Annotated in this window: 21 protein-coding genes and 1 tRNA gene; 5 read left to right on the forward strand and 17 right to left on the reverse strand. The window is 35.3% G+C overall.

The window, feature by feature from the left end:
- Positions 1-9: 9 nt before the first annotated feature.
- From SCA31_RS11595 to SCA31_RS11635, 9 genes are all read right to left on the reverse strand, one after another.
- Positions 10-83: transfer RNA gene (locus SCA31_RS11595), tRNA-Arg, on the reverse strand.
- 569 nt (positions 84-652) lie between these two features.
- Positions 653-781 carry a penicillin-binding protein gene (locus SCA31_RS11600; protein WP_410697152.1) on the reverse strand — a complete coding sequence of 43 codons (129 nt, stop codon included), beginning with the start codon at positions 779-781 and terminating at the stop codon, positions 653-655.
- A gap of 153 nt (positions 782-934) precedes the next feature.
- A complete protein-coding gene (locus SCA31_RS11605; RefSeq protein WP_410697153.1) occupies positions 935-1,954 on the reverse strand; it encodes a hypothetical protein in 1,020 nt (339 codons plus the stop codon).
- Positions 1,947-3,647, reverse strand: coding sequence for an APC family permease (locus tag SCA31_RS11610; RefSeq protein WP_410697154.1), 1,701 nt, complete (start codon positions 3,645-3,647; stop codon positions 1,947-1,949). The genes SCA31_RS11605 and SCA31_RS11610 overlap by 8 nt, the downstream gene beginning before the upstream one ends.
- A complete protein-coding gene (locus SCA31_RS11615) occupies positions 3,637-6,015 on the reverse strand; it encodes a hypothetical protein (protein ID WP_410697155.1) in 2,379 nt (792 codons plus the stop codon). The genes SCA31_RS11610 and SCA31_RS11615 overlap by 11 nt, the downstream gene beginning before the upstream one ends.
- A complete protein-coding gene (locus tag SCA31_RS11620) occupies positions 6,006-6,749 on the reverse strand; it encodes a hypothetical protein (protein ID WP_410697156.1) in 744 nt (247 codons plus the stop codon). The genes SCA31_RS11615 and SCA31_RS11620 overlap by 10 nt, the downstream gene beginning before the upstream one ends.
- Positions 6,722-7,891 (reverse strand): AAA family ATPase, encoded by a 1,170-nt coding sequence (locus tag SCA31_RS11625; RefSeq protein WP_410697157.1) that lies wholly within the window; start codon positions 7,889-7,891, stop codon positions 6,722-6,724. Before SCA31_RS11625 ends, SCA31_RS11620 begins: the two co-directional genes overlap by 28 nt.
- A complete protein-coding gene (locus SCA31_RS11630) occupies positions 7,855-8,478 on the reverse strand; it encodes a hypothetical protein (protein WP_410697158.1) in 624 nt (207 codons plus the stop codon). Before SCA31_RS11630 ends, SCA31_RS11625 begins: the two co-directional genes overlap by 37 nt.
- A gap of 166 nt (positions 8,479-8,644) precedes the next feature.
- Positions 8,645-9,034: a VOC family protein gene (locus SCA31_RS11635; RefSeq protein WP_410697159.1), complete on the reverse strand. Its 390-nt coding sequence runs from the start codon at positions 9,032-9,034 to the stop codon at positions 8,645-8,647.
- A 277-nt stretch (positions 9,035-9,311) separates the two neighbouring features.
- On the opposite strand from SCA31_RS11635, the gene deoD reads away from it, so the two are divergent.
- Entirely contained in the window at positions 9,312-10,022 is a 711-nt protein-coding gene (gene deoD, locus SCA31_RS11640) for a purine-nucleoside phosphorylase (RefSeq protein ID WP_410697160.1), read from the forward strand.
- A gap of 109 nt (positions 10,023-10,131) precedes the next feature.
- Here deoD and SCA31_RS11645 read toward each other — a convergent pair whose 3' ends face one another.
- The 4 genes from SCA31_RS11645 to SCA31_RS11660 form a co-directional block, all read right to left on the reverse strand.
- Entirely contained in the window at positions 10,132-10,917 is a 786-nt protein-coding gene (locus SCA31_RS11645) for a TatD family hydrolase (protein WP_410697161.1), read from the reverse strand.
- A 23-nt stretch (positions 10,918-10,940) separates the two neighbouring features.
- Positions 10,941-11,984, reverse strand: coding sequence for a hypothetical protein (locus tag SCA31_RS11650; RefSeq protein ID WP_410697162.1), 1,044 nt, complete (start codon positions 11,982-11,984; stop codon positions 10,941-10,943).
- Between the two features lie 147 nt (positions 11,985-12,131).
- Positions 12,132-12,782 carry a hypothetical protein gene (locus SCA31_RS11655; RefSeq protein WP_410697163.1) on the reverse strand — a complete coding sequence of 217 codons (651 nt, stop codon included), beginning with the start codon at positions 12,780-12,782 and terminating at the stop codon, positions 12,132-12,134.
- A gap of 5 nt (positions 12,783-12,787) precedes the next feature.
- Positions 12,788-13,501, reverse strand: a complete 714-nt coding sequence (locus SCA31_RS11660; RefSeq protein ID WP_410697164.1) for a DUF434 domain-containing protein — start codon at positions 13,499-13,501, stop codon at positions 12,788-12,790.
- A 203-nt stretch (positions 13,502-13,704) separates the two neighbouring features.
- Here SCA31_RS11660 and SCA31_RS11665 point away from each other — a divergent pair, with 203 nt between their 5' ends.
- On the forward strand, positions 13,705-14,571 hold the full coding sequence (locus tag SCA31_RS11665; RefSeq protein ID WP_410697165.1) for a hypothetical protein: 867 nt from the start codon (positions 13,705-13,707) through the stop codon (positions 14,569-14,571).
- Positions 14,572-14,688: 117 nt separating this feature from the next.
- Positions 14,689-15,546, forward strand: a complete 858-nt coding sequence (locus SCA31_RS11670) for a DUF4822 domain-containing protein (RefSeq protein WP_410697166.1) — start codon at positions 14,689-14,691, stop codon at positions 15,544-15,546.
- A 55-nt stretch (positions 15,547-15,601) separates the two neighbouring features.
- On the opposite strand, the gene SCA31_RS11675 is transcribed toward SCA31_RS11670, so the two are convergent.
- From SCA31_RS11675 to SCA31_RS11690, 4 genes are all read right to left on the reverse strand, one after another.
- On the reverse strand, positions 15,602-16,648 hold the full coding sequence (locus SCA31_RS11675; RefSeq protein ID WP_410697167.1) for an MBL fold metallo-hydrolase: 1,047 nt from the start codon (positions 16,646-16,648) through the stop codon (positions 15,602-15,604).
- 11 nt (positions 16,649-16,659) lie between these two features.
- Positions 16,660-18,240 (reverse strand): Na+/H+ antiporter, encoded by a 1,581-nt coding sequence (locus SCA31_RS11680; protein ID WP_410697168.1) that lies wholly within the window; start codon positions 18,238-18,240, stop codon positions 16,660-16,662.
- Positions 18,241-18,465: 225 nt separating this feature from the next.
- Positions 18,466-19,152: a hypothetical protein gene (locus SCA31_RS11685; protein WP_410697170.1), complete on the reverse strand. Its 687-nt coding sequence runs from the start codon at positions 19,150-19,152 to the stop codon at positions 18,466-18,468.
- 96 nt (positions 19,153-19,248) lie between these two features.
- The gene (locus SCA31_RS11690) at positions 19,249-21,000 is read right to left on the reverse strand and encodes an alkaline phosphatase D family protein (protein ID WP_410697171.1); all 1,752 of its coding nucleotides are present in this window, start codon (positions 20,998-21,000) and stop codon (positions 19,249-19,251) included.
- Between the two features lie 513 nt (positions 21,001-21,513).
- On the opposite strand from SCA31_RS11690, the gene SCA31_RS11695 reads away from it, so the two are divergent.
- Together SCA31_RS11695 and SCA31_RS11700 are read left to right on the forward strand one after the other, a co-directional pair.
- Positions 21,514-21,759, forward strand: coding sequence for a hypothetical protein (locus SCA31_RS11695; RefSeq protein ID WP_410697172.1), 246 nt, complete (start codon positions 21,514-21,516; stop codon positions 21,757-21,759).
- A gap of 67 nt (positions 21,760-21,826) precedes the next feature.
- Positions 21,827-22,615, forward strand: a complete 789-nt coding sequence (locus SCA31_RS11700) for a GLPGLI family protein (protein WP_410697173.1) — start codon at positions 21,827-21,829, stop codon at positions 22,613-22,615.
- Positions 22,616-23,014 lie beyond the last annotated feature (399 nt).

The following is a 23,014-nucleotide window of genomic DNA, read 5'->3' on the forward strand; positions in this document are numbered from 1 at the left end:
TATATGTTGTGATTCCGAGAGGATTCGAACCTCTAACCCTGGGTTTAGAAAACCCATGCTCTATCCGGTTGAGCTACGGAACCATAAAAAAAGCGCCTCTTTTTGGGAGGCGCTTGGTATATTTTGACGTGAAAGATCATTAACTGACCCACGTATATAAGCACCTTCTATCCACAATTCTGCTATCATAAACACACACAGCTCCTGCCGGCTCTTGTCCGAATAGTTCTGAGTATTGATTAAATATGTTAGGCAATTGTTTCATTTTATTTTTGTTTTGTCTTTAAATTATTTTTGTTGAATCCTGAAAATCTGTTGCTTTCAATTTTCGGTTGCAAAGTAAATATGAATTTTCGAAACTCACAAATAAATTATCAAATTAAATTATTGAAAATCAGATAGTTACTTCTAGTTTCTAGAGTAGACAATTTCTGTCCGCAATATTTTGCGGATATCTTAAATACCTAAATGACTGTCTCTCATCGGGTTGCTTATCACTCTATTTTATCGTATTAAAGTTTCATTGTTAATTAAAAAATTTTCATGTTTATGGTTATTTTTTTTCATTCTAAATAATTTCTGACCTAAAAAACAAAAAACGCCTCGAAAAATCGAGGCGTTTTTGTAGTATTTTGATTAATTTTTTACGAGTTTACAGTAAATAATTTCCAAAGTCAGCACATTTCGCCTCATTCCATATCATCCAATCATATCCGAATAATCCCAGTTTTGATGGGCTTTCGTATAGTTCTGCATTGATATGTGCTCTTTGTATTGTCATAATTTTCTGGTGCAAAGATATGAAAAAATGTTTTTCACTCAATTATTCTTCACCAACAAGGGGAATAGTTTGCCTTTAAAACTGCTTTAATAATGCAGAAACTGAAGATTCAAATCGCTCCCTCATTTTAAGGTTGAACAACAATTCCATTTTTTAATTTCTAAACATTTTATTACGTCCTGTCTTGAATCTCGAAATATCTTTTAGAATCACCTCATCATTGGGATTAAAATATTTCAGTTCATTTATTATTTCTGAGCGGGTTCCTACTTTTTCAGCTATGATCTCATAGGCTATGTTTCTGGTAGTAGTCTGTAGTTTTGGGTCTTTTTTAAACTCATGTTTTAGAGCATCAAGATAGATGATCTTTTTGTAGGCTGGAGTTTTTGCATATAGCTCCTGTATTTCTGTTTCCAGTTTTTTAAAATCAAAAATATTGGCAAAATAGTTATTCAGACAGTTGAATGCATCTTTGTCTTCTTCCCAACCTTTTAGCAATATCTTTTGAGCTTCGTCTGTTTTTTCCATTTTTTTACGATAGACGAGGGAAGCCTTTACCATCTGTTTATTGGTTGTATAATCATCTGCAACCATTTGGTAATAGGCATGGGCATTTTTAAGATCATTGATTTCTTTATAAAGATCTCCTACTTTTTCTTTCTGCTCCATTTCCTTGTAAAGATCTATTGCTTTTTTGTATTGCTTTGCTTTTTCATAGCAGGTTGCTGCATCAGATTTATTTTTTAACTTTTTAAGATATACTGCAGCGGCTTCGTTATAAAACCCTCCGTTTTCTAATGTTTTCGCTCCTCTGTAATGGTCTTGGAGCAAGTTCATATAGACTTTTGCTGCTTTTTTATAATCCTTTTCTGCTATGTATTTTTCAGCAAGTTCTTCGTATTTACTTCTGATTCTGTCAAACAATGAGGTTTCCAGATAGAAATTTCCTCCAGCAGCTCCTTTTCTTCCTGAATTTCGTTCGTTTTGCTCTTTATCTTTCAGGGCAGCAATTACCATAAGAATAATAAAGGCTACGATCAGGAAAATAATCAAGGTTCCGATAACACTCCAGAAGCTTTCATGGAAGAGCTGCGCAACAATTCCGATGATTTTGAACATGGCCAACAGCACAAAGGCTGCCATAAATTTGTCTATAAATTTCTGCTTATTCATCATCTTCGGAGTTTAAAATAGTTTTATCATCTCTGAATAAACGATAGAGAAGTAAGATCACACAAATTACAAGTACCCATACAAACCAGTTGTACCCAAACATCTTTACCAATGGATAGAACAGATATACCAGCATGGCTACAAGTATTGTTGTCAAAAGAAACTTTACCCAACCCGGTACGTTATCCCCACCAAGATTCAGGGATTTATTTTTAAACAGAAATGAATATAGTCCCACTGCTGCAATCATCAGGATCACCATATACAGAATATCTGAAACAGGGGTGTCTTTTTTCAACTGGTTATTCCCTGACTCAACTCCTTTTACCTTTGAATCTTTTATTGTTGATGGTGGTGACATATCCGCAAAATCAATTGTTCCGTAAAGCTTTCCTAAAGAGTCTTCCATCAACACCTGTTTTTTCTTTAAAAGGTATTTTACAACATCTCCGTTTACAGGTTTTCCTTTGGTATATTGTTTAAGAGAATCTGAAATTTCACGTTTCAGGTTTTCGCTTCTTTCTTCAATATGCCTTGTTATTTTCTTTTTATAAATTATTTTGAGCGAGTCTCTACTTTGTTGCTCCTTACCGTTAAGCTTTTGAATATCACGTCCTATTTCACTTACCTCTCTTCCACCTTTCTTTCTATATTCCTCTTTTGCTTTTTCTGTCTGCCCCTCCAGTATTCCTGCATTCAGAAGTTCGTTGGACAATCTTTTTCTTTTCTGTTGGTATATAGAATCTATCTTCTGATCTATTTCCGTGATACCGGACTGAAAGGCTATCATATCTGATGGTGCCTTTACAGCATCTTTCACAATTTTTCCTGAAGACGTAACATTTTCTTCCTGTTCAGATTCTTTTTTATCTGATGGAAGCGCTATTTTTAAAACAATAGCAATCACAATAACAGCCCAGAATATTCTGCGGAAATTTTGGGTCCCTTTACTTTCCTGTTTATCACCAGAATTGCCACCAAACAATGTTTCCAGCCATGTAAATTTTCCGGCTCCATCACCTCTGGATGTTCCCATAATATCTAAAGGAACACCTAATTCTACAACTCTTTCAGGATACTTTTCAATGTACTTTAAATATTTTTCAATCTCTTTTTTATTCCCTGCCATTACTTTTTTCATATCAAAAGGCAGATTATTCATCCATTCTTCTTCGGTTTGAGGCTTCTGTAATGCTTCAAGCATTTTCTCATCATCCATTTCAACCGTATAGCTTTGTATCTGGTGAGGAATTCTAACTCCACTCAAAGGTTTTCTGATTATTTCCTCAATATTTCCCGGTTCCTGAATCAATATCATCCAATCGATCTGTTCTGATAGTTTTACCAATCCAAATTCAGGATGCATAATGAGAAAATCTGAAGTTACCAATTCCCAGTCCTCAGGATTTATTTTCGGATAAAACGTTGTGTTTTCAGGAATAAAAAATTTATTATCCACACATTGAAAATAAGCATTTTTACCAATTTCCTGTGGGGCATAATCATTAAAAACAAGAAAGCATCCATACAGTACATTCGGAAGATCTGCCGGAATAGCATAGGATTTTACCTGATTGAGATTAATCCCAAGTGTTTCCATTTCCTGAAGCCATATCACAGGGGAAGAGCCTTTGATTAAAAGCCCTTTTTTAGGATAATTATTTTTCGGGAAAGGTTTAATTCTAAGCTCCATAATCCAAAATCTGATCTATAAATGGTCTTAAGTATTGGAAATACATTTCCTCCACGGTTCTTACTTTCTGTAAAGTATGTTCCGGAAGATAATATTCTGGTCCACTAAATTCTGTATAGGTAGCCAGAGAAAGAAAACCATATGATGTAGCCGGCATATAAAATTCGTCTATCCCTTTATTGCTGCTTCTGAAAGTAAGTATTCCACGGTAATCTGCAATGATTTCACTGCCGTCGGGAAAGGTAAATTTGTTTCTGTCCTGCTCCGCAAAAATTTTTATTTCGAATCTGTTTTTGCACAAGCTCAATGTATTATCATATACACTGCTTATTTCACATCCTGAAAAAACCAGATTCTTTTGATTATTAATTCCAATTTTATTAAAACTATTGATGATTTTCAGTCCGGTTTGGCTCAGCTTAGCCACTTCTGCTTCTGCTTTTGTATTGTTTTTTTCTATTTCTTTATCTTTTCCGGAAATTGTTTCAACCGAAATATTTCCCTCAATATTTATTTTGTATAATAGTGGATTGGAAAATTGATGAAGATAAAAACTCTTCCCAAAATAGATCAGTTCGTAAGAATCCGGAATATTTAATCCGGTAACATTTTGCTCAGAATATTCTTTAGTATTTAAATTAAGCTTTGATATTAACTTTTTAGCCGGCTGGTACTGGCAAAGTATAAAATGTTGCTGCTTATTCTTCGCTAAAGCAAAATTTCCCGTGGGTTTTACAGAGATATTTTCAAACAAAATTTCACAGCCATGATAGGTTTTATAATATTCGTAATAATGTCTGTCATAATAATTATCTGAAAGGTAGGTTTTCAGCAATTGCTTTTTGGAACTCAGTATAAAAAATTCACCCTCGTATAGAAAGTGTGCAATTTTATTAACCGGTGTTGGGTATAAAATTGGATAATTCAGTGGAAGTTCTGTTTTCTTCCCATCCAAATTAATTCCTGATATTTTCTGTTGTGGCGGGTTTGCCCATAATTCGTGAAGCGGAAGTTTTATTTTCTGAATATGTTTTCTTGCTCCTTTATGATGTTTATAAAAGTTGATTTCACCATCTGAGCTGGTGGTTACCAAAAATTTAAGTCTGTCTCTGTGCTGGTGAATCACTTTTTGAATTTTTTCGGCTGCAATATTTTCCTCATGGGTAATGAAAAATACTTCTATATCTTTCTCAGTATGCTCTTCAATAAAAAATTTCTCCAAAGCTTCTGAAGCTTCCAGAATCGGACTTACCTGATTAAGGTTTTCAATAACATCCTCAACTTTATTCAGGGAAATAGGAATTCCTGACTGTCCCAATGCAAAAACCTGACACTCAGAATGTGCCTTTGGATGCTTGATCACAGCAATGGCTGATGCAAATGCTAATACCTTTGGTGTACCCCAGTTTCTAAGGGAAGTATCAATCAGAATTATTCTTTCAAAGATATTTTCTTCAGGGGGAATCTCTCTTTGAATGTACAATGCTTCATTATTGGCTACCCGATTCATGAATACCTCATCTTCATTGGCAAATTCCGACAAAAGCATTCTGTGAAAATCTCCTTTGTTGGTCATATCAGAAATTCCTCCTATCGGTTGTTCTCCCGGAGAAATGTGACGCATCGGGATCTTCAGTCCGCTCCAAATTCTTTTGATAAGACTTCCCACCTGAAATGTCTTTGGCTCTTCAATCAGTTCCCTGATAAAATCTTTATCTGCATCTGCAGTGGCTTCTTCCTCTATCACTTCATTATCCAATTCCGGACCCTCCATAAACCCTTTCATTGCATCAATAATGGATTGTGTAGTTGGAAATCTTTCGTTAAGATCCATAGCAGTAAGATCCTTATTCAGGACAGATGGTCCTGCATGTTGTTGATCAGCACTATAGGCAAGCTCCTGTGGTCGTTTATAATAAACTTTCAGAATTGCTTCAGCAGTTGTGGATGATATTCTGTTGTGTGCATTTTTAAACAAAGTCTGCAAGAGAATAATTTTGTTCTGCTTTTGTTTGTAGATTAAAGGAAGAGCCTTTATTTTTTCTAGAAATTCAATTTCTTTTTCAGCATTGAATTCAAAGTTTCCAACACTGTATAGTTTTGTGGTGTGTCTTAAGGGAACTGCAAAGTTGATGTATCCATCCTGCATGGCATACAAAACCATCAACAAAGCTCCGAACGGAGGCCAACCCTGTGGCTGAAGTTCTTTTAAAATCTCAATAATGTAGGGCCTATAGGCAATAGCTCCCACTCCCGGTACAGAAATGAGGTTATTATCATTATATCCGGAATCTCCGGGAATATCTTCATCAGTTTTCCATTCCCAGAAATAGTTTTCATAGGACTGGAAATAGGCCTTTAGTTCCATTCTTTTGATTTTTCAGTAAGACGGAATGAGCTTACGGACAGGTCCCGGAAATCTGTTTTCTTAAGTGAAAGATAATTCCCTTTTTCATCCCATAGAAGCCACCCATCTAGTTCTTTATTATATTTTTCCTGTAAAGGCAAACTCAGATTTTTAAATTCAAAATCAAAACCGGACGGCAATAAATGGTTGTCTTTTAGCCAATAGGTTTTTCCCGGCAAGCTTAATAAAGGGGTTCCTAAAAAAAAAGCTTTATCCCCGATCACCGTCCATTCTATTTTTTCCAATCTGAATTTGGGTACTGTTGCAATACAGTCTTTACTATCCGCTATGTTGCACAGCAAGCCAATTACCGGATGTTCTTCGTCGCTTTCCTTTAACCTAATCTGAACTTTTTCACTAATTCCGAAATAGTTATTGTTAGAAATCGGAAAATTGAGGCGCAATGCTTTATCTATAGGCATCCAAAGCAAGGCTGTTCTCATTTTCTTGCTGGGAACCAATGCTCCTTTTTTAAATAAAAGGCCATCACGCAGCTCGTACAGCAAAAAGTTGGGTAACTGATGCATTTCCGAGGAAACCGCTTGTTCATCGGTAAAGCCTTTGAGCCATATCATTTCATCATCCACCGCAATCTGAACATTCTTCCAATCTCTTATAGAGCCAAGAGCGTCTTCATCTTTACGGGGAATTTCTGCCCAAAATTCCTTTATATTGTTTGAAGAATTTTCTGCCATAAGCTTTCAATTTCCTGCTGAATATATTGCTTTTGTTCAGGGTTTCTGATCCAGTCGCAACGTGTTTGTAAGTATCTTAGTTTATCCTTGATGACGTTTTGCTCTTCAAAACTCAATGACCCCTCATTCCATTTATCCATAAGAATTTTCACATCTTTCATCACCTCTTCCGGATTAGGTGTTTTATTCTGCATGGCCTGAGGATGAGACTTTGGGTGATCGTCTTTCTCTATGGTTCTATTGATGATTCCCTCAAGAATTTCGATTTGCTCTTCTGTATCCCAGATATGTTTTAAAACCCAAAGATCAGAAAGAACGGCTTCATTTCTTCCACAGATGAGAGCACTTGCAGCAATAAGGTTTTGAAGCTTCACTGCTCTACGGTCCGAAATGGCAATTCCTGTATTGCGTAAACTCATGATGGTATTCAGGTACACTTCATAGATGGGCTTAAGATCTACTGTTCTGCAAAGATGTTGCAGTTCTCTTATCTCATCGGCATGAATTTCAGGAACTTCCGTTTCTTCTTCGTTTTCTAATTTTCTTCCTGCCAAAAGAACCTGCTGTAATAATTCAGGATTCACGTAATCTACATTTATTCTCACCAGAAAACGGTCAAATAAGGCATTTAGGGCTTCATCTTCCGGAAGAACGTTACTTGCCCCCACAAACATTAAAGCCGGTAAGTGCTTTGTTTCTTTTCCTCTTTTGAACATTTTTTCATTCAATGCCATAAGCAGTGAGTTCAGGATAGCGGAATTGGCATTGAAGATCTCATCCAAAAAAACCATGGAGGCTTCAGGCATCATTCCTTCTGTATTGGTCAGAAGTTCTCCTTCTTTTAGTTTTCTGATATCAAATGGGCCGAAAATTTCATTAGGTTCTGTAAAACGGGTTAGTAAATATTCAAAGTTTTTTCCGTCTTTTACCGTTTTTGACAATGTTCTTACAATGGCTGATTTTGCAGTTCCCGGAGGACCGTATAAAAAGGCATTTTCTCTTGCCAAAAGACAGATTCCCAATAGGTCTACTACATCATTTTTGCCTACGAAAGTATCTTTTACGTAGTTGAGAACGGTATTGAGTGTATTGATATTCTGAGTCATTAGTTTTCTTCGGTTATTATTTTTAATTCTCTCCAAAATGCCTCTTTATGCATTCCGAATTCTGCGATAAGCAGTTTATTGATAAACGGAATTTCCGCCAGTTTGTAATCTCTTTTATCAACAATTCTTTCCAGATATAATTTCCGGTAGGTGTTGTCTTTCAGCTCTTCTTCCCAGTTCACCTGTTTCAGATCAAGATCATATCCGATTCCTGAGTAATGAAATTCTGTGAGGATATCTTCAAGGAGTGTAATCAAAGTATCTTCAGGATCTACAGAGTTCAAAGCAATAATTACTTCGGGTAGAAACCTTAATGATAAATCTGCTGACAATAGGGAGGAAACATCTCTTGTTCCCTGAAACCTTGGGATGAGGTTTTCAAGGTTTTTTGCAGTGTTTTCTCTTATGAGATACAACTGTGCACTATGATACAGAACTTTCGCTGCCCAGACTGCTGACGTTTTATCACAGATTAATTGATCAGATAAAAACTCAAGTCTTTCTTTTTCAAATTCTGTTTCAAAATAATCACCTGCCTCTTTCTCTTCTTTTAGGGAAATTTCCTGCAAGTTTGAGAAAAGGGTTATACATTCATTCTTTCTGAGTAGAAAAATCGTATCCAAAAACGGTGATTTGGGTTCCATCATCTAACAAAAATAAAACTATTTCGTTTAGAATAAAATTTTAATTCGGGGATTAATGTTAAATACTGAATCTTTTTAGCTTTAAAATAAAGAAACCTTAAAGTAAGAAATCTTTAAGGTTTTGAAGGGGCCTTTCTATATTGCTTTAGGCGACAATTTCAATAATATTGTTTTCCGGGTCTAGGATTACGCTTTCGTAGTAGCCGTCTCCTGTGGTCCGTGGTTCTCCTACCACTGTATATCCGTCTTTCCTCAATGTCTCTGTAAGCTCGTTCACATTTTCTTTACTGCCTGCGGAAAATGCCAGATGTATGATTCCCAACTGCTGGAACTGGTAAGAGTTTTCGCTTTTTCTAATGTCTGGTCTGTTCATAATTTCTATTCTGCAGCCATTATCAAAGCTGAAAAAATAGGATTCAAAGTTTTTAACAGGATTATGGTACTTTTCATTGGAAGTAGCTCCAAAATACTTCTGATAAAATGCTCTGGACACTTCAAGATCTTTCACCCAAATAGCAATATGTTCTATTTTCATTTTTTTATTTTAATACTATTAAATGCAGCAAAATTAACAGGTCTCATCCAGTGATACCTGCTCCCTGTTATTCTATTCTTGTTCTGTATTGGCTATATTCAGTTTTGACTTTACAGAATGTGACATTTTCAACAGACTTTATATACAATCATGTTTAAAGCATTTATTGATAATATTTTATGCATTCCAGCACTCTGAAATTGCTCTGTTGTTTCCATCCCTGCAATGATATGATCAATATAAAAGTTATTATATTTGTGCCTGTCAAAATAAAATTATGAGTATTCACATCAGTGCAAAAAAAGGAGAAATTGCCAAAGTAGTATTGCAGCCGGGGGATCCGCTTCGTGCACAGTATATTGCTGAAAATTATTTAGAAAATGCAAAACTGGTAAGCAAAACCAGAGGAATATTTTATTATACAGGACTTTACAAAGGTAAGGAGATCACTGTAGGTGCTAGTGGAATGGGTTTCCCAAGTATCGGAATTTATTCTTTTGAGTTATTTACAGAGTATGAAGTAGATACAATCATCAGAATCGGAACTTGTGGGGCGTACAATACTGACCTTAAGCTTTTTGATATTTTAAATATTGAAAACGCTGCCAGCGAAAGTACTTATGCTAAGTATGCATGGGGAATTGAAGATGAAATTCTTACTCACCAGGGAAATATTTTCAATACTATCAATGAAACTTCCAATGAGCTATCATTAAATGCTAAGGCAATCAATATCCACAGTAGTGATATTTTCTACAGAAAAGATCCTAACACTCCTGAGATTGCTACAAAATATAACTGCCCTGCGGTAGAAATGGAAGCTTTCGGATTATTTGCCAATGCTCAGCATTTAGGTAAAAATGCAGCTACTATCCTTACAGTAACTGACATTATCCCGACTCATGAGAAAATCTCTGCTGACGAGAGAGAAACAGCCTTGAAACCAATGATGGAACTGGCTTTAGAATCAGCAATTAAGAGTTTATAAGAAAATAAAAGGGAGAAAAAGCAATTTGTGTATTGACCTCTCACTTTTCAATAATATATTAGCAGTTTGCTATAAAAAAAGAGCTTTACTTTATCAGTAGAGCTCTTTTTTATAGCTTGAAAAAATTTCTGGCAACTTCTGTGGTTTCATCTGCAACCTCGGAAATACTTATCTTTTTCAGATGGGCAATGGTTTGCGCAACATAAGGTAAAAATGAGGGTTCGTTCCGCCTGTTCTGCATTCTTGGCATGTTCTTCGGCAGCATGAAAGGAGCATCTGTCTCAATCATCATTCTGTCTAGAGGGACATATTTAATAACATCTTCCAAATGTTTAAATCTTTTCTCATCACTGATGGCTCCGGTAAATCCTAAGTAAAAGCCTTTATCCAAGTATATTTTTGCTTCATCCAATGTTCCGGTAAAGCAGTGAACAACAGCTTTCGGAAGACTAGAAAGATATTCATCGGTAATGTCATTAAATCTTTTAAAAGCTGATCTTTCATGAAGAAAAAGAGGCTTATCTACTTCCATTGCTAATTCTAACTGTGCTTTATAACATTTTTCCTGTATGGGCCTTGGCGAAAAGTCTCGATCAAAATCCAGCCCGCATTCTCCAACAGAAATTACATGATCTTGTTTCAGTAGTTTTCTTAACTCGTTGATGCTTTCATGATGAAAAGATTTGGCATCATGAGGGTGAATTCCTGCTGTTGAAAATAAAATATCAGGATATTCTTCTGCGATTTCTGCAGATTCCTTACTTCCACGAACACTTGTTCCTGTGAGGATCATATGATCTACCCCATTATCGAGGGCTCGGTTGATAATTTCTTCGTGTTCATTATAGAACTGTTTATTGGTCAGGTTAATGCCAATATCAATGTATGTATTCATTGTTTTTAATTTGTTTATAACTATTATTTTTTCCGGGTTACAATGTCCCAGTTTTCTTCTTGTTTTGGATTATTATTTTCGGTCATGACAAGTCGAAAGCTGAGTTCTCCTTTATTTTTATGAGTAAAAATATAGAATGAAAGATTTCCTACAGTAGTAGATTCTTCAGAGGACTGATGCGTAAGATAATAGTTCTGAATTACGGAAAGATCTTTCTGAACACTTGTATTGTTAACCAAAAAGTTCAGAAACTGTCTTCTCTTTTCCTCAATAGATTTTGGGTTTATATCTTTTATTTTATAGTTTCCTTCAAAAATAATCTCCAAATTATCACATCCCGAAAGCTCTGCTGAAGCTTTAAAGCCGTCTGATGTGTATTTGTCCTCAACTGTTTCCGTATAATTATGTCTGTCTATACTTCTTCGGTGTTCAGTACCGGAATTGAAGATCTTTTTATTTTTCCATTTTGCCAGGGCACAGCTGGTGAGATAGGATTCTTCGTAAACGTTTCCATCCTTGTAGACAAAGGAGAGTTCTGTAGATTCCAGACTGTCTATGGGTTTATTATAGGAGCGGTAGTTTTGCATTGCTGAGGCTTTCAACTTTCCGCCTTCATAGGACAATCCATCCACAACATTATATGAAAAGGGCGCGGAAGCCTGTATCTCATGTCTTTGACTAATTTTATGGTCTTTTCCTGTGATGATATATAGAATTTCTGAGTTGGTATTGGAGTTTCCACCCAACATTCCCTCTGAGTTCCTTTCCACAATATAATCCATGATCCCATCATTATTAAAATCATCAGAAGCTATTTTCTGATAGGTTACCGTATACGGATCATCATCATTTTTGAAAGAAACAGTATAGTTTTTATAGTCTATTTCTTCAGGCTTTTCTTTACCCACTTCTTCATCCAGCAGAACTTTAAGAATATCAAAATTTTCTTGTGGTGCAACCTCATCGGTTTTTACAACTGTTATGGAATCTTTTTTTTCAATGGTTTTCTTATCTTCTTTTCCTTTACATGAAAACAGAACCAAAGTGGAAAGTAAAATATATTTCATAGGATGTGATTGGGTTTTATAGAGCGTAAGTTAAATTATTTTCAATTAACGCTGAAGAATTTATAGTGATCTTGCCCTGTTGATCTTAGTAATTTTTAATGGACGCAAAGTTATGGGCTAATGACGCAATCTTTTTGCGTAGTATAATTATTCATTGATAAATTTTTCCAGAAAACCAATCAATTTTTTTCCTCCATGGCTCCAGCGGATTCCATGTCCTTCCTTTTCCCTTACTTCAAAAACAAGTCTGTGTTTATAGTGAAAGAAGACGTTCCACCATGTTTTATTTTCAAGAATATAATGAATTTTCTGCATTACTTTCTCCTGCTTTTGTTGATTATTTCCTTTGACTTCACCCCAGAAATGATCATCCATTCTTCCGGTATGCTTTTCCCAGGCTCGCTGGGCAATGGTAATTTCATTGTTAAAAGGTTCTTTGCAAGCATCAATCAGTACACCCTGAAGAGGAGGAATTGCGCTTTCATCACGCATGCTCGCTGAAGTAAGCCTTTGTCCTAAAACAATAAGCCAGTCTTCAAACGGAATAGTCTCCAGATGTTTTGCCTTGACCTCATCAGAATCTGTATTTCTGATGATATTGATCAACCTATCAAAGCTATCTGCCCTGTTTATTTTTATTTCTTCATTAAAATAAGGAAAGTTCCATTCTAAAGTATCATTTTTATACTTCCTTATATTTTCTTTCAGGCTTTTCAGATGCTCTTCTTCTAAAATACCCTGATATTTGTCTTTCCACGAATCTGAAATCAGGGGAATATATTTGCTGAATAAACTCATCTTTTTTATCGTGTTTTGATCAGATTAACAGCCAGTTTTTCTTCTTCAATCAAATACTCAATAAGGTTGAACCATTCTTTGCAATGATCTAATATCCATGCATCTGATGAAATAATTATTTCTGAACTTTCAGCCAGAAATTTATCTGGATTGTATTGTAATTCAGCCTCCCAACTGAGCTTATTTTCCATGGCAAAATCAAGAATAATCTGTTTAATTCTTCCACTGTTGGAAACAGGTTGATCAAAAACCCAAACCAATTTCTGAACCTGATTTTTTTGAAAGAATCCGGCAACAAGTTCTACCGCTTTTAAAGTTTGATTCACTCTTTTATAGGTCCCATGAACTCCGGAAAGGTCTCGAAAACACCCATCAACACCCTCAAAAATGTAGGCTTCAGACAATAAACTTTCTAATAAAATCAGAACATTGAAGCCATCAAGATAAATGGTTTTATCCTTTAGATCAGAAGCACTTAATTGCTTAAGCTGTCTGTTCTGAATTTGTATATCTGAAGCTGAGGCTCCCCGTAACACCTGTATCTGTCTTGTTTTTAATCTATATCTATTTCCTACAAGCTCGGAGGAAGCTTTTTCTGCATATCCCTTTGTTAGCAAATACTGCATATCCTCAACTGCCAGTTTCAGCTTGCTGATCTGTTTTTCTGAACCGAATAAATTGTCGTCACCAGTATTTTTCCCGCGGTTTCTGTTATTCATACTCAAAAATAGAGTTTTGTTGTGAAGTGGAGATTAATTTTAGCTATAAAAATACAAGTTAAAGAAGTTCACTTAAATTTTTGAAAATCTACTTATTTTCGGTTTGAATGGGATCTATTTTGGGCAATTTTCATCCAAAACTTCGATAAATAATTGTCTTGTACTGATCGTTTATTGTATTTTTAAGGAAAATACACAGAATTATGAATATTCAAAATCAAGTTTCGATTTTCTTACTGTTAATTTCTTTTGGATTATGTTGTATAGGTTGTGAAAATAAGGGTAAAGGAAGGTCTACGAACAAGGTTGGCTTATCTGGAAATTCAGCAAAGGGAAAACTGAAGAATATTGACAACTTTAACAAGGATACGAAAACAATTCATGTTCTAGTAGCTTTGTGCGACAATAAATATCAGGGAATTGTCCCTGTTCCTGAAAAAATAGGAAATGGTCAGGATCCTGATCAAAATTTATATTGGGGAGCAGGTTATGGAGTTCGTACATATTTCAAAAAAAGTAAGGACTGGAAATTTTTAAAGTCTGAAAAAAAGGATTCGATAAGGATGGAAAGACTTGTTTTTCAGCATGTCACCCAAAAGAATTATTATTTGGTTGCTGATGCCTATGATGGACAATACATCAAAAACTGCACAAAGGATTTTTTCTACAGCAGTTCGGGGCAAATGAAAGATGTTCTTCGGGTTAATAATACAAGGATTGGTATTTATGGAAATTCAAGCCTGGTTTCTTATATAGGTCACGATGGGTTAATGGATTTCCAGTTGTCGGAATCTTTTAAAAATACGGATGGAAAAATCCGGGACTGTATTATTCTTGCCTGTTACAGTAAAAAATTCTTTTCTCCTTTGTTACAGAAAACCAAGGCTAATCCTTTGGTATGGACTAGCCACCTTATGGCCCCGGAAGCTTATATTCTTCATGATGCATTAGCCGGATACGTCAATAATGAATCTGGGGAACAGATCAGAAGTAAGGCTGCACTGGCCTATTCAAAATATCAAAAATGCAGTGAGAAAGCGGCAAGAAATTTATTGGTAACCGGATGGTAATATCATTTTATCTGCATTGCATACCATCTGTTATATATTTTACAACAAAAAAGATATTTTGTACAATGTATTGATATTTATTAGAGATAAGTTTGCAAAGACTTAAAAAATACTCTTATGATTACACTGAAAAAATTATGTTATCTATCTGCAGCAGTTCTTTTATCTGCTTCTTTCGTATCATGCTCTAATGATGATACTGAAATTGTTATTGAACAGCAGACTCCTTCACAGGTTCTGTCTTCTACTCCATGGGAAACTACCGGAGCTAAGGATAAAAATGGTAATAATGTAGCATTAGCTGATGCTAGTGTAGCTGGTTATGTAGGTTTTGCTTACTTCAAAGCAGACGGAAAGTTTGCCATTTACAGCCTAACGGATGTATTAAGATCCAGAGGAACATGGTCTGTAGATCCTCAGGGAAAAACAAGAACCATTGCAGCCTTGAATCCGGATGGATCTACCATCTTCACACGTGATGTTGAGATCCTTGTTTTAAATAAAAATGAATTCACTTACAGAATTCGTCCTAATGCAGCTGATCCGTCTATTTATTATGACATCATCCATACGAAGACTTCTCATGCGGAACCAAGTAACGGACAGCTTACATTGGCTTCTACTCCATGGGAAACTACCGGAGCTAAGGATAAAAGTGGAAATAGCGTAGCTTTAAATGATGCCAGTGTGGCTGGTTATGTAGGATATTCTTACTTTAAAGCCAATGGTACTTTTAAAATCTTCGGATTAAACGATGCGTTGAGATCTCAGGGAACATGGTCTATTTCTCCTGATGGAAAGAAAAGAACCCTTGTTGGTTTAGATAATAATGGTAATGTTACTTTCACCCGTGTTGTGGATATTCTTCTGCTGAACGAAACTACGTTTACTTACAGAATTACTCCTGATGCAACAAATCCGGCAGTATTTTACGATATCATTCATACTAAGGTGAGTCATAACGAGCCTCAATAGTGATTATTTTTTTTATAATAAGGAAAACCTGCTCCATAATGGGCAGGTTTTATTTTTATTTATAGTCTTCCCACCATTTCTTCCAGGTTATTTTTCCTAATTGGTCCAAATCTACTTTTTCACCCATAACAGGTAAAGTAATTGGCTGCTGGCTTTCTTCTGCATTTTTGGCGGCCAGTTCCAAAGGTTCAAACCATGCATGCTGAGCCAATTTAAATTTTGAATGATGCACCGGAATAAAGTTTTTCGCTTTTAATTCCTGTACTTCCCCGATCAGCTGATCGGGCAAGGTGTGGATGTAGGGCCACTTCTCATTGTACTGTCCGCATTCCATTACTGCTAAATCGAAAGGTCCGTATTTCTCTCCTATCTCGGTAAAATGATTTCCATAGCCACTGTCTCCCCCTAAAAAGAGATTCTTGGTAGGGGTTTTTAAAACAAAGGAAGTCCAAAGTGAGATATTCCGATTCAGGAGTCTTCCGGAAAAGTGTCTTGCGGGAGTCAGTGTAATCTTAAAACCATCTGCAATATCTATACTGTCCCACCAGTTTTTTTCAATGATCTTTTCCGGCTCCCAGCCCCAATATTCAAAGTGCTGACCAGTTCCCAGACCACAAATGACAGTAGTAACCTTATTCTTTAAAGCCTGAACGGTTTTATAGTCTAAATGGTCCCAATGATCATGAGAGATCAGTAGAAAATCTATCTCCGGCATATGTTCCGGTTTATAGTAATCTGTTCCCTGAAATGCCTTGATGGATCCAGGCATAGGAGATGCGTTTCCACTGAAAACAGGATCTACCAGAAACCTTTTCCCATCAATCTGAATGAAATAAGAACTGTGCCCGAACCATATGAGTACATTCTCTTCCGGAGCTATATTTTTCAGGTCTGTTACTACAAATGGAAGTGCCGTTCTTGGTGAAGTATTTTCTACTTTACAGAGACTGTTAAGCAATGCCTTGGTCATACTTTCTCCCTCTAATAAAGGAGGAGTAATGAGTATATTCTGAAATTTTCCATTTGCATAATTGGAAAGTGTACTGAAATAGTCTTTTCTTTTATCATCGGGAAACTGCCCGAGTTGTTTTACTAAATTCATTTCTGGTATTTTTACATTCTGAGTCTTTCTTCTTCCAGATCCAGCCTTGTTAAATAATGTCTTATATATTCTTCGTCTATATTCGGATTGCGTCTGTTTTCTTCACGAAGCCAGATACGCTGTTGTTCCAATGTTTCAAAGTAGATTTCCTTGATCTCATCAGAAACTTTGTGAATGGAATCATCTCGATCTTCCTGCTCCCAACGATCCATCAATCTATTGAAATATTCATTTTCATTTCTCCTTTCTTTATAATTTTCATTAAGATGGCTGATTGCTATACGGCGCATTCCTTTTCGCAGGAAATTTTCTGATTCTTCCTCAGAGATATACCCTCCTTGGGAATCTGACAGATTAAGTTTTTGAATCAATGCAGGCAAGGTTAATCCCTGAATGATAAGGGTAACCAAAATCACAACAAAGGTTATAAAGAGAATCAGGTCACGGTGTGGAAAAGGCTGCCCGTTTTCCATCATGACGGGAATGGATAAAGCCGCCGCCAGAGAGACCACCCCACGCATCCCTGTCCAGCCCATCAGTATAGGGGCTTTCATACCAGGATCTCTATCTGCTACATCGATAAAATTCCGCATAATTAATGTAACGAGAACGGCTCCAAATGAGGCTAAAAAACGAACAACAATCAGTACTGCTGTAACCAATAAACCGTAGCTGATAGCCTCAGACAAACTGATTCCTTCTTTATCTAAACCTACCATTATTTCAGGAAGATCCAGCCCTATCAATAAAAAGACGATTCCGTTAATCAGAAATACAAAGCTTTCCCAAACATTGGAACCTCTTAATCTGGATTCTGATGTTCTGAAAATTTCATGTCTTCTTACGGAAAGAAACAACCCGCCACTTACAACGGCCAATACCCCTGAAGCATGTACCTCTTCTGCAGCAATATACATTACATAAGGAGCTACCAAACTGAGAATAGCATCCATATTGACATCGGTAGGAAATATTTTTTCAATTTTTAAAAAGATGAAAGCCAATACCACCCCTATTCCCAAACCTCCAAATACCATCCAGCCAAAACTTAAAGCTGCTTCCTGCCATACAAACTGTCCGGTAGCTACGGCAACCATTGCAAACCGAAAGATGATCAGCGAAGAAGCATCGTTGAACAAACTTTCTCCTTCCAAGACAGTAGATGCATTCTTTGGAACTTTTACAAACTTTAAAATGGCTCCGGCACTCACGGCATCCGGTGGAGAAACGATTCCCCCCAGCACAAAACCTAAAGCCAATGAAAACCCTGGAATAAATGAATTGGCTATAAAAGCCACAGATATTGCGGTAAGAAAAACGACAATAAAAGCAAAGCTTGTAATAATCCGCCTCAGTTTCCAGATTTCTTTCCACGAAACGGCAAAGGCAGCTTCATACAAAAGTGGTGGTAAGAAAATAATAAAGATAAGCTCAGGATCTATTTTTATAGTGGGCAAACCAGGAATAAAACTGATGAGCAGACCAGCAATAACCAAAATAATGGGATAGGCCACTTTTAAACGATTGGCCAGCATAATGGCCCCAATAATCACCAATACCAGCCCTAAGTAATAAATAAAATTTTCTACCATTTGTTTTTCAATTAATTTCTAAACCAAATTATATATATTTTTTGAGAAACGCTCTCTGTTTCTATCTGGTTAATAAGTCTTAATAGAAAAATAAATATAAGGATATGATTTTAATTTTCAGAACGAATCAGAATGTATTTTACTTTAAAAAGATGTTCAAAATACAGAAAGAAGATCCATCTTGTTTTATTACACAAAAAATTGTTCTTTCGTTTATTGTAGAGATTAGCTCACTAATTTATACAGTAAAAAAGCACTTCCTAAAGTTAAAAATATCAATACTCCTCCTACTTTTAGAATACTCATCCAATAGGTTTTCCAATCGAAAGTAAAATCCACAGGATCGATATAGTATACATCAAAAACAAAAGGATTTATGCGTAAGTCTGGTCTGAAGTATACAATTCCCTGAATATACTTTCTGCGCAAGGCACTCAGATTGGTAAAATAATAACTGTAGCCGGCATCCATTCCATCAAAATCAACATCTGCTATATGACCACCATTATTTACTTTCAGCATATACTGCTTGTTTCTTGGACTGACACCTACATCATATTGATCTGAAAAGGAATATTCTTTTAAATTGCTGTAAAGAACCTCATCTATTGTTCCATCTGCTCTTTCATAATGAACCCCTTTGTCATCAACCACAATTCTTTTGATGATTCTCTTTCTGATTTTTTTTTGATAAAGAAAAAAACGGTAAAGCAAAAATCCTAAAACAGGATAATATAGCACACCTACTATAATAAACCATATTAACTGCCCACCAATGACAGCTGGCAACGCTAAGATCACCAAAAACATCACCAGTAATAAAAGTGCTGCGAAAAATCGGGTCACCCATGTCATGAAGAACCATGGCTTAGAAACTAACGGTAAAAACTCTTTTCGTTTATCCTCTTGCATATGTTCAAGATACAAAAAAATTGTTAAAATAAAAAGAGCTACAGGGGTACCTGCAGCTCTTATACAAAATTGAAAATAAGATATATTTTTTTGAAACTATGAGATTGTATATGTTTTTTCGGTTGTTACGTTATAGGTTTCAGAGATTACATTATCTACAAACCTCCATTCTGCCATAGAGCTTCCAGAAGTAAACTTTACATGCAGATATCCTCTTTTATAAAGGTTTGCATAATCCAGGTCATCTATAAGCAATGAAAATGCCTGAGCCAATTCTATTGCCTTGGTAGGATCAGAAGAGATACCAAGATACCCCTCAAGCCCGGGAGAGGAAACAGAGCTGCAAGCCAATTCGGTTCCAATAAAATTACCCTGAGCATTAGTAAGTGTTCCCAGCCATGCATTATGGGTATCCCCAGCCAGTACTACCACTTTCTTCCCAGCCAGAATGGAATATAATTGTTCTCTTTCCATAAAGTATCCATCCCATGCATCTAAATTATAAGGTAAGGTGGTTGTAATTCTTGCAATTTCCTGCGGAGTAAGTGTTGGATCCTGCTGCTTATATCTTGTTTTAAGAACAATCAATTGGGTAATTGTAGTTTGAAGAGCCTGCATCGTTGCGGGCTGTGCACTTCCATGCTGCTTTATTTCTGCAAGGATTTGGTTTAGTAACATCAGAAGTTCTGCCGGAACCATCATTTTCGTCATTAGAATTTGTTGTCCCAATACTTTCCATTTTGCAGTATCGGAATTGATCTGAGATCCCAGCCAAGTCATCTGCTCACTTCCAATCAGTTTTCTGTTTGTACTTAAAAAATCTGCTTTAAACTGTACCTGATTAAAGTTGCCTGCACTATCCAGATAATCTGAATATTCCATTTGCTTATCTCTTGCAATCACTCTGGTATCCATCATGTAAAGAGATACAATATTTCCGAAAGTGAAACTTCTGTAAATCCTTAAATCCTTCCCTGTTTTCAAGGGGATATATTCACTGTATGCCTGAAATGCAGCCATTTTTCTTGTCTGGAAATCTCCTTCATTCGGCTGATGGTTTTCTGCACCGGATTTATAGGTATCATTGGCAAATTCATGATCGTCCCATACACAAATGAAAGGCTTTTTCTGATGAAGAAGCTGAAGATTTTTATCACTTCGGTACTGCCTGTATCTTTCTCGGTAATCACTAAGGTTAAGGATTTCCTTTGCCGGTTTATGGGCTCTGCCAAGTTGATTGGTGTAAGGGTTTGTTCCGTACTGTCCAGGAGCATATTCATAAATATAGTCACCAAGGTGCACCACTACGTCTGCTTCAGATTGAGCAATGGCCCCATAAACATTGAAAAGTCCTGCAGGAAAGTTGGAACATGATACCACAGCCATTTTCACCTCGTTTACAGAATCTGTTTTGGAGGGCAATGTAAGTGTCTCTCCTATTACACTGCTTTCCTTGGTTTTATAATTATAAAATCTATAGTAATATTTTGTATTGGATGGAATGTTTTGTACATCCACTGCTATCGTAAAATCATTGACTGATGAGGCATTAGCCTGTCCCTTTCTTACCACCTCAGAAAAGTTACTATTTCTGCTTATTTCCCAGATAATTTCAGCATCTGTACCTACAGAATACCTTGTCCAGATAATCACACCCGTTGCTGTAGGATCAAAACTTGCTACACCAGATTCAAATCCTGCATTTTTAAGATCATTCGGGACGTTACTATTCTCTGTAAAATCATCACTGCAACTTTCAATTAAAGGAGCAATGAAGATTCCTCCTGCTGCCAATAGTGAATTTTTGAGAAACCTTCTTCTGTTGATCTGGTTGTTGTTTTCCATCATTATTTTTTCTGCAAAACAACAGTATCTATTGTAGAATGCTGTTAACTGTACTTTAATTAATTTTTACACTTTTTTAAACATTTGTTTAATGTAATATTTTCTTAAAATTTTAAAATTGACAAGAGTGAATTACTACGCAGTAATACTGCGTAATATTGTTTTTACTTTGTATAAGAAATCAATAACAATAAAAAATAAAACCCATTGGAACCCATAATAATTTTATTCCCGAAATGATTGATCTTGATTATCTAAAGAATACTTTAAGACAGCAAGATATAGCAAAAAGGTTAAAACAAAATGGTATTAAACCAAATATTTTGAGTTCAGTTGAAAAGTGATTGAAGCAAATAAAAGAATTTTATGAAGCTAAAACAATTTTTCACCTTGCATATATTCTCTATAATAATAAAGTTTTAGTAAATACAGATTCCCGTAATGGTGATTAAAAATATCTTTGTAAACTTGTTTAAGTTTAGAATCAAAAATATTAATTTTTAAAATTAAACAATTATGAAAAAATTATTTTTAATTGCAGCAATAGGTACAACGGGAATCGTAAGTGCAAAGAGTGCTGTAGTAAACAATGTAACAACAAAAGAAAAAACAGAATCAAAGAAAGAAGCAAGTAAAACAACTGCTATGTTTAATTGTGTTCCTGTAGCTTATAGTTGTGGAGTTAAAGGCTATGCGTGCGGTAGCACTACAATGCAAATGCTAATCAATGCATGGGAAGGGGAGAATCTTTTCTGTGGTTAAAATTTTATATAAAAAAAATAACAACAAAAGCAATATTATATAATATTGCTTTTGTTTACTCGAAAATATGATACATAAATATAAATTTTTACTGTTACTAATTTTTGCTTATTCAGTCTTTTTTTCTCAGCAGAAAGATTATTCATTCGGATATAGACTAGAATATACACCAGATTCAACTGATATTCTTAATACTAAGGTTGAAGATTTTACTTTATTTATAGATAAGGGAAAATCTTATTTTGTTTCCGATAATTTTTTAAAGAGAGATTCCATATTAAAGTCATTGGAAAAATCACAGAATTTTAATTTCACATTTTTAAAAACTCCAAATACAAGATTCAAATCCGTAATTATTAAAGAAAACACAAATATCTCATTCTATGACAACGTTTTAAAATACTATTTTAGTTATCAAGAAAACACAAAATTTGCATGGAATATTTTTCCTGATAAGCAAAAAATAGGAGAATACAATGTTCAGAAAGCAACCACAGAATATGGAGGCAGAAAGTGGACAGCTTGGTTTACAACAGACCTGCCTTATCAGGATGGTCCTTACAAGTTTGGTGGACTTCCAGGTTTGATTGTATCAATAGAAGATATTAACAATAATTATAGATATGAATTAATAAGTATAAAAAAGAAAAGTCTTCCAGAAAATGTAATTTTCACAGAAAAATACTTAAAACAGCATAAAGAAATATCAAAAGAAGACTATATAAAAACAATGAAAAATATAAACGATAATATGATCAATGAAGCTGCATCGAATGGCCTTACAATTTCCCCTGAAAGCATGGAGCAGGTCAAAAAAAATCTAAGTAAGCGAAATAATCCAATAGAATTAAAATAAAGTACCTTAATAGATGCTTTATTCTTATAAATTAAAACTTATAAGAATAGCTTTTAAGTCTTTATTTTTACGTGTTGATCTGCCAGTAGTTTGATTTGATGTATAATTCACCATCCTTTGTGTCGGATTTTCAATTGCTTTCGATTGAGCTAAACTCATTTCATCAAGAATGTCCAAAAACAAATTCTTATAAGTAAGAAATTACCAGTAACTTTTGACTTGAAAATTATTTCCGGAACTGAAACCCTCTGAATATCAATGATCATAGAAACAACCATAATCTCTCAATGACTTTGGAAATTTACTTCTACTCATAAATGATTGTATGTCTTCAAAAGAAAATGGACTTTCTCTTAGGGAGTGTTTGTTAGTTTAAAGTTATAATAAAAGTTGATTTCC

Origin of the sequence: Chryseobacterium sp. SIMBA_028 (assembly GCF_046535285.1) — a bacterium.
Classification (GTDB): Bacteria; Bacteroidota; Bacteroidia; order Flavobacteriales; family Weeksellaceae; genus Chryseobacterium.

Excerpts from the sequence above, each read along its gene's own strand:
- SCA31_RS11600 (WP_410697152.1), bottom strand. The coding sequence starts at position 781 with ATGACAATACAAAGAGCACATATCAATGCAGAACTATACGAAAGCCCA.
- SCA31_RS11615 (WP_410697155.1), bottom strand. The coding sequence starts at position 6,015 with ATGGAACTAAAGGCCTATTTCCAGTCCTATGAAAACTATTTCTGGGAA.
- SCA31_RS11690 (WP_410697171.1), bottom strand. The coding sequence starts at position 21,000 with ATGATGGAAAACAACAACCAGATCAACAGAAGAAGGTTTCTCAAAAAT.
- SCA31_RS11650 (WP_410697162.1), bottom strand. The coding sequence starts at position 11,984 with ATGAAATATATTTTACTTTCCACTTTGGTTCTGTTTTCATGTAAAGGA.
- SCA31_RS11675 (WP_410697167.1), bottom strand. The coding sequence starts at position 16,648 with ATGAATTTAGTAAAACAACTCGGGCAGTTTCCCGATGATAAAAGAAAA.
- SCA31_RS11695 (WP_410697172.1), top strand. The coding sequence starts at position 21,514 with ATGAAAAAATTATTTTTAATTGCAGCAATAGGTACAACGGGAATCGTA.
- SCA31_RS11655 (WP_410697163.1), bottom strand. The coding sequence starts at position 12,782 with ATGAGTTTATTCAGCAAATATATTCCCCTGATTTCAGATTCGTGGAAA.
- SCA31_RS11660 (WP_410697164.1), bottom strand. The coding sequence starts at position 13,501 with ATGAATAACAGAAACCGCGGGAAAAATACTGGTGACGACAATTTATTC.
- SCA31_RS11610 (WP_410697154.1), bottom strand. The coding sequence starts at position 3,647 with ATGGAGCTTAGAATTAAACCTTTCCCGAAAAATAATTATCCTAAAAAA.
- SCA31_RS11685 (WP_410697170.1), bottom strand. The coding sequence starts at position 19,152 with ATGCAAGAGGATAAACGAAAAGAGTTTTTACCGTTAGTTTCTAAGCCA.
- SCA31_RS11605 (WP_410697153.1), bottom strand. The coding sequence starts at position 1,954 with ATGAATAAGCAGAAATTTATAGACAAATTTATGGCAGCCTTTGTGCTG.
- SCA31_RS11680 (WP_410697168.1), bottom strand. The coding sequence starts at position 18,240 with ATGGTAGAAAATTTTATTTATTACTTAGGGCTGGTATTGGTGATTATT.
- SCA31_RS11645 (WP_410697161.1), bottom strand. The coding sequence starts at position 10,917 with ATGAATACATACATTGATATTGGCATTAACCTGACCAATAAACAGTTC.
- SCA31_RS11700 (WP_410697173.1), top strand. The coding sequence starts at position 21,827 with ATGATACATAAATATAAATTTTTACTGTTACTAATTTTTGCTTATTCA.
- SCA31_RS11635 (WP_410697159.1), bottom strand. The coding sequence starts at position 9,034 with ATGAAAATAGAACATATTGCTATTTGGGTGAAAGATCTTGAAGTGTCC.
- SCA31_RS11670 (WP_410697166.1), top strand. The coding sequence starts at position 14,689 with ATGATTACACTGAAAAAATTATGTTATCTATCTGCAGCAGTTCTTTTA.
- SCA31_RS11620 (WP_410697156.1), bottom strand. The coding sequence starts at position 6,749 with ATGGCAGAAAATTCTTCAAACAATATAAAGGAATTTTGGGCAGAAATT.
- deoD (WP_410697160.1), top strand. The coding sequence starts at position 9,312 with ATGAGTATTCACATCAGTGCAAAAAAAGGAGAAATTGCCAAAGTAGTA.
- SCA31_RS11665 (WP_410697165.1), top strand. The coding sequence starts at position 13,705 with ATGAATATTCAAAATCAAGTTTCGATTTTCTTACTGTTAATTTCTTTT.